Raw genomic sequence first — 6,000 nt, forward strand, 5'->3', positions numbered from 1 at the left:
AAAAAGCTTGGCGCTTTAAGAAACGCCACCTCATGTTGCTGTGAATGAGCCATCGGAACTTGGTATTCACACAACAGTTAAGCTAGAACAGAGTTAATCTTGGAGTCATGATGAGCGCTAATTCTAAACCCCGCACTAGGCTGGCACTTTATTCCGCAGGTATACTTATTATTTTCGGAGTCGTTGCCTTTGGCGTGGTCGATAACTCAGAGAAAGCTGTAGCACAGGACGGCCCGCCCCCAGTCCAAGAGGTAGATGTCGTGGTCGTTAAAAAAGAAACGGTTACCGACTGGCAAACTTACTCTGGCCGATTAGCAGCGGTGGAAAAAGTTGAGGTTAGGCCGCTGGTGGCAGGAACCATAACGGACGTCAACATACATGACGGCCAATTGGTAAAAAAAGGGGACACTCTGTTCGTCATCGATCCACGACCTTACCAAGCACAAGTCGAACGAGCTAAGGGGCAGGTTGCAGCAGCTCAGGCTCGCGCCGCGTACACGAAAAGCGACTGGGAGAGGGCACAGCGCCTAATTGCCGAAAATGCAATAGCGAAACGTGACTACGATGAAAAAAACAACGCAGCATTGGAGGCCAGTGCCAATCTTAAGACTGCTGAAGCGGCGCTGGATGCAGCTAAAATTGATCTCGGCCATACCCAGATTACAGCTCCAATTTCTGGTCGCGTATCGCGGGCAGAAATAACACTTGGAAACATCGTAAACGCCGGGGCAGGCGCGGCGCCTTTAACAATGCTTGTCTCTGTGAACCCCATTTATGCAGAGTTCAACGCTGATGAGCAGACTTATCTTAAGTACATCAACAGACTCGGCAATAAGGCTATTGTTCCGGTTGATCTAGGGCTTGCAGATGAGACAGGGTATTCGCGCCGAGGAGTCATCCAATCCGTAGACAATGAACTCGACACTACCTCAGGCACTATCCGCATGCGTGCACGGTTTGACAACACTGATGGCGCCATGGTCCCGGGGCTATATGCGCGTGTAAAAGTGGGCGGCAGTGAACCATACGCGGCCCTTCTTATTGATGATGCGGCAATTGGCACCGATCAAGACAAGCGATTTGTCTTGGTCGTGGGAAAGGATGACCATATTGTTTATCGCCCGGTAGCGCTGGGAAATCTACAAGGCAATGATCGCATTATCACGTCCGGACTCGAAGAGGGCGAACGGGTGGTGGTAGGCGGTATTCAGCGAGTCCGTCCAGGGGAGCAGGTTCTAGGAAAGATAATTCCCCAAAGTGACGCTCAGGCTAGAAACGCTCACTGACCCACGACAGCACTAACTAAAATTTACCAATAAACAATGAATGCCCCTCAGGCACTTAGGATTTATTGGTCCGTGCATTGATTATAAATCCTAGTGCATCCTTAAGCGTCCTGTTGTCTTTTTTAACCCTCAAGCAGCGCTGAGAGAAAGTAGCCGCCTCACTTAAAGAGTCATGTAATGAACATATCAAAGTTCTTCATTGATCGTCCGATCTTTGCGGGCGTACTATCCGTGGTGATCCTGCTTGCAGGGTTGATAGCAATATTTAAATTGCCGATTTCTGAGTACCCAGAGGTCGTTCCGCCCTCGGTCACAATCAGCGCACAGTATCCTGGAGCGAACCCAAAAGTCATTGCCGAGACAGTTGCTGCGCCGCTTGAGGAAAAAATTAACGGCGTTGAGAATATGCTGTATATGCAGTCCCAAGCGAACAGTGACGGTAACCTGACCATCACTGTAACTTTCGCATTAGGAACTGACCCGGACTTGGCTACCCAGTTGGTACAGAACCGAGTCAATCAAGCATTGCCACGATTGCCCGAAGATGTACAACGATTGGGTGTTACTACGCTCAAAAGCTCTTCCTCATTAGTTCTTTTTCTGCACCTCGTGTCGCCGAATGATCGGTACGACACAACGTATTTGAGAAACTATGGCCTACGGAACGTCAAAACGCGCTTTGAGCGGATACCTGGCGTTGGCCGTGTCGATATGTGGGGGGCAGGTGACTACGCAATGCGTGTGTGGCTTGATCCGCAGAAGGTGGCACAGCGTAATCTCACCGCCTCGGAGATTGTCACTTCCATTCAAGAACAGAATATTCAGGTTGCTGCGGGTGCCGTTGGTGCTGCGCCTTCTTCGCCGGGTACTGCAGTACAGCTGACAATCAATGCCCAGGGTCGCTTGAAGACCGTCGACGAGTTCCGCAACATCGTTCTCAAAACTAGCCCGAATGGCGCAGTTACTCATCTGCGGGATGTCGCCCGAGTCGAACTCTCTGCGGCTGAATACGGATTGCGTGCGCTACTGGACAACAAACCCGCCGTCTCCCTCGCCATCTACCAATTGCCTGGCGCTAACGCGCTGGAGATCTCTGATCAAATCCGCGCTGCACTCAAAGATCTCAGCGCTGATTTCCCTCCAGGCCTGGATTACAGGCTTATCTACGACCCCACTCGCTTCGTGAAATCGAGCATTCAGGCGGTTATAGAAACACTGCTCGAAGCCATCGCGCTGGTGGTCGTGGTCGTCATTGTGTTCCTCCAATCATGGCGTACAGCGATCATCCCTTTAATCGCTGTACCGGTGTCCATCATCGGTACCTTTGCGTTATTGCTGGCCTTCGGCTTCTCGATCAATGCCCTGTCGCTTTTCGGAATGGTGTTAGCCATTGGTATCGTCGTTGACGATGCCATCGTTGTGGTTGAAAACGTGGAGAGGAACATAGCCAGCGGTCTGACTCCGAGGGACGCCACGTATAAAGCCATGCGAGAGGTCAGCGGCCCCATCATTGCCATCGCACTCACGTTGGTTGCTGTGTTTGTACCGTTGGCATTTATGAGCGGTCTCACGGGCCAGTTCTACAAGCAGTTCGCGATGACCATTGCGATCTCTACAGTGATCTCTGCTTTCAACTCACTCACGCTCTCTCCAGCCCTCAGCGCACTACTTTTGCGTAGCCACGACGCTAAGCAAGACGCCTTAACGCGGGTGATGAATAAGCTACTGGGCGGTTTTTTTCGAGCATTCAACAAGGTGTTTAATCGTGGCTCGGAGCAATACTCGAAAGGCGTAACAGGCATCCTTAAGCGCAAGGGCAGCATGCTGGTTGTTTATGTGGTTCTTCTGGGTCTCACGGCGGTTATGGGGAACGTTGTGCCTGCTGGGTTTATTCCCATGCAGGACAAGGAGTACTTGGTCACCATCGCCCAGCTTCCCAATGGCGCTTCTCTTGACCGAACGGAAGAAGTGATTCGCCAGATGAGCGAAATAGTCATGAAGCAGCCGGGCGCCGCTCACGCAGTCGGCTTCCCTGGCATGTCCGTTAACGGATTCATGAACAGTTCTAGCGCAGGGATTGTCTTTGTCCCCCTCAAGCCTCTCAGCGAGCGTACATCGAAAGATGAGTCCGCCGCGGCCATCGTCGCATCCCTTAACCAAAAGTTCGCCAGTATCAAAGGAGCCTATGTCGCAGCCTTTCCACCGCCTCCAATACTTGGGCTTGGCACACTGGGTGGCTTCAAAATGCAGCTGGAAGACCAAGGTAGCCTCGGGTATGAGGAGCTTAACAAAGCCGCTCAAGCATTCATGGCCAAGGCTGCAGTGACCCCGGAGCTTGGTGGGTCACTGACAAACTATCAGATCAACTTCCCGCAGCTAAACGTCGAGCTAGACCGTGTGAAAGCCAAACAGCTGGGCGTGTCTGTTACCGATGTATTCAAGACCATGCAGGTATACCTTGGCTCCTTGTATGTGAATGACTTCAACAGTTTCGGCCGTGTATATCAGGTACGAGTACAGGCCGACGCACCGTTTCGTCAGCGAGCAGATGACATCCTTCAGCTGAAAACCAGAAACGACCGTGGAGAAATGGTGCCCCTATCGTCTCTGGTTCGTATCACCCCAACCTACGGTCCGGACATGGTGGTTCGGTATAACGGCTACACCGCAGCGGATATTAACGGCGGCCCAGCGCCGGGCTATTCGTCTGGCCAGGCCCAAGCAGCAGCAGAGCGCATTGCAGCCGAGGTGTTGCCTCAAGGCGTAAAATTCGAGTGGACTGAGCTGACTTACCAAAAGGTTTTGGCAGGTAATGCCGGTATGTGGGTCTTCCCTGTCAGCGTCCTGCTCGTATTCCTCGTACTGGCCGCACTGTACGAAAGCTTGACCCTCCCTTTGGCGGTAATCCTGATCGTTCCCATGAGTATCTTGTGCGCACTCACGGGGGTGTGGCTCACGCAAGGAGACAACAACATCTTTACCCAGATCGGGTTGATGGTATTGGTCGCTTTGGCTTCCAAAAACGCCATCTTGATCGTCGAGTTCGCCAGAGAACTAGAGCACGACGGGTACACGCCGCTGAAGGCTGCCATTGAAGCGAGCCGCTTGCGTCTCCGGCCGATTCTCATGACTTCGATCGCCTTCATCATGGGCGTTGTTCCACTCGTGTTTTCCACTGGGGCGGGCTCAGAAATGCGCCAAGCCATGGGGGTCTCGGTGTTTTTCGGCATGTTGGGCGTGACCCTGTTCGGTCTCGCACTGACACCTGTCTTCTACGTGGTCCTGCGTACGCTGGCAGGTGGCAAAGTACACGTGGCTCAAAAAGACGCGCCTCACCTGACAACGGAAGCATTGGACGCATGATCGGAGCCAAACGAATGATCCAATTACCCAAAAAGTCTATTTTTGGACTGCTAACTTCCTCAGCGCTGCTATCGCTTCTATCAGCATGCTCTGTGGAGCCGACATACAACCGCCCCGACGTCCCGACTCCGCAGGCGTTCAAGGAAGCTTCGACTGAACAGAAGCAAGCATCATTGCCCAAAGATAGCGCCTGGAAAAACGCTGAACCAGCCGATGCCGAGCATCGTGGGGAATGGTGGCTAGTCTTTGGCGATTCGGTGCTAAACGACCTGGAGCGGCAAGCCGCAGAGGCTAATCAGAATCTGAAGGCGGCTGCCGCACGAGTCCAGCAATCGAGAGCCTTGACCCAATCAGCCCGAGCGGGATGGTTCCCGTCCCTAGATGCGGGATTTGGTCCTACGCGTGAACGCCTGTCTCCTGCCTCACAATTGTTGTCTGACGATGCGAGTGGGTCCACGCAGACTCTTTGGCGGGCGCAGGCGACAGCCTCTTACGAGGTAGACCTGTTCGGGAAGGTGGCTTCACAAGTGAACACCGCGCTCGCTAATCAAGCACAGAACGAGGCGCTGTATCGTTCTGTGCTGTTAGCCCTCCAAGCTGACGTGGCTAAAAATTATTTCGAGTTGCGTGAGTACGACAACCAACTTCGACTATTTCGTCGTACGGTCACCCTGCGTGAAAACACCTTGAAATTAGTAGAGGGGCGATTCAAAGAGGGCGACATAAGCGAACTTGACCTCTCGCGAGCGCGCAACGAACTATCGACCGCGAGGGCGGACTCGGTAGGGATCGCACGGCTGCGTGCGACGTCAGAACATAGTCTTGCAGTGTTGTTGGGTAAGTCTCCTGCCGACTTCGACTTCCCTGACTCACCCATAGAGCCCATCGCGACCCAGGTGCCTATCGGGTTACCATCAGCCCTACTGGAGCGCCGTCCAGATATTGCTGCCGCCGAGAGAGCTATGGCCGCGGCTAACGCACAAATCGGATTGGCGAAATCAGCATTTTTCCCGCGGCTTAACATAAATGCCGCCGCCGGCTTCGAGTCGTCATCGCTGGGGAATCTGTTCGACTGGTCGACTCGGTCTTTTCTACTAGGCCCCCTTGCGGGAACGGCGCTGACGTTACCGATATTTGATGGTGGTCGGAGGAAAGCAGATCTCGCCTCTGCAAGGGCTCGATACGACGAGCAGGTTGCGAAGTATCGGGAGCAAGTATTGGTGGCGTTTAGAGAGGTAGAGGACAACCTGGCAGATTGAATCGCCCCGGGTTCTCTAGACACCTTGCAAGCTCATTGCGTGACGCTTTTCAAACTCTATCGGTGACAGCTGATTGTTGAAACCATGTCGAC

Annotated in this window: 3 protein-coding genes; all 3 read left to right on the plus strand. The window is 53.2% G+C overall.

What is annotated here, in order from left to right; translation table 11 throughout:
* The first annotated feature begins 110 nt into the window (after positions 1–110).
* Positions 111–1,286 (plus strand): efflux RND transporter periplasmic adaptor subunit, encoded by a 1,176-nt coding sequence (locus tag M2400_RS23430; protein ID WP_177130857.1) that lies wholly within the window; start codon positions 111–113, stop codon positions 1,284–1,286.
* A 177-nt stretch (positions 1,287–1,463) separates the two neighbouring features.
* Positions 1,464–4,649, plus strand: a complete 3,186-nt coding sequence (locus tag M2400_RS23435; RefSeq protein WP_177130856.1) for an efflux RND transporter permease subunit — start codon at positions 1,464–1,466, stop codon at positions 4,647–4,649.
* 14 nt (positions 4,650–4,663) lie between these two features.
* Positions 4,664–5,908 (plus strand): efflux transporter outer membrane subunit, encoded by a 1,245-nt coding sequence (locus tag M2400_RS23440; RefSeq protein WP_310503555.1) that lies wholly within the window; start codon positions 4,664–4,666, stop codon positions 5,906–5,908.
* Positions 5,909–6,000: the final 92 nt, after the last annotated feature.

Origin of the sequence: Pseudomonas sp. BIGb0558 (assembly GCF_024807515.1) — a bacterium.
Taxonomy (GTDB): domain Bacteria; phylum Pseudomonadota; class Gammaproteobacteria; order Pseudomonadales; family Pseudomonadaceae; genus Aquipseudomonas; species Aquipseudomonas yamanorum_A.

What these genes read in the sequence shown, in the direction of transcription:
- M2400_RS23430 (WP_177130857.1), top strand. Translation starts at nt 111, where the DNA reads ATGAGCGCTAATTCTAAACCCCGCACTAGGCTGGCACTTTATTCCGCA.
- M2400_RS23435 (WP_177130856.1), top strand. Translation starts at nt 1,464, where the DNA reads ATGAACATATCAAAGTTCTTCATTGATCGTCCGATCTTTGCGGGCGTA.
- M2400_RS23440 (WP_310503555.1), top strand. Translation starts at nt 4,664, where the DNA reads ATGATCCAATTACCCAAAAAGTCTATTTTTGGACTGCTAACTTCCTCA.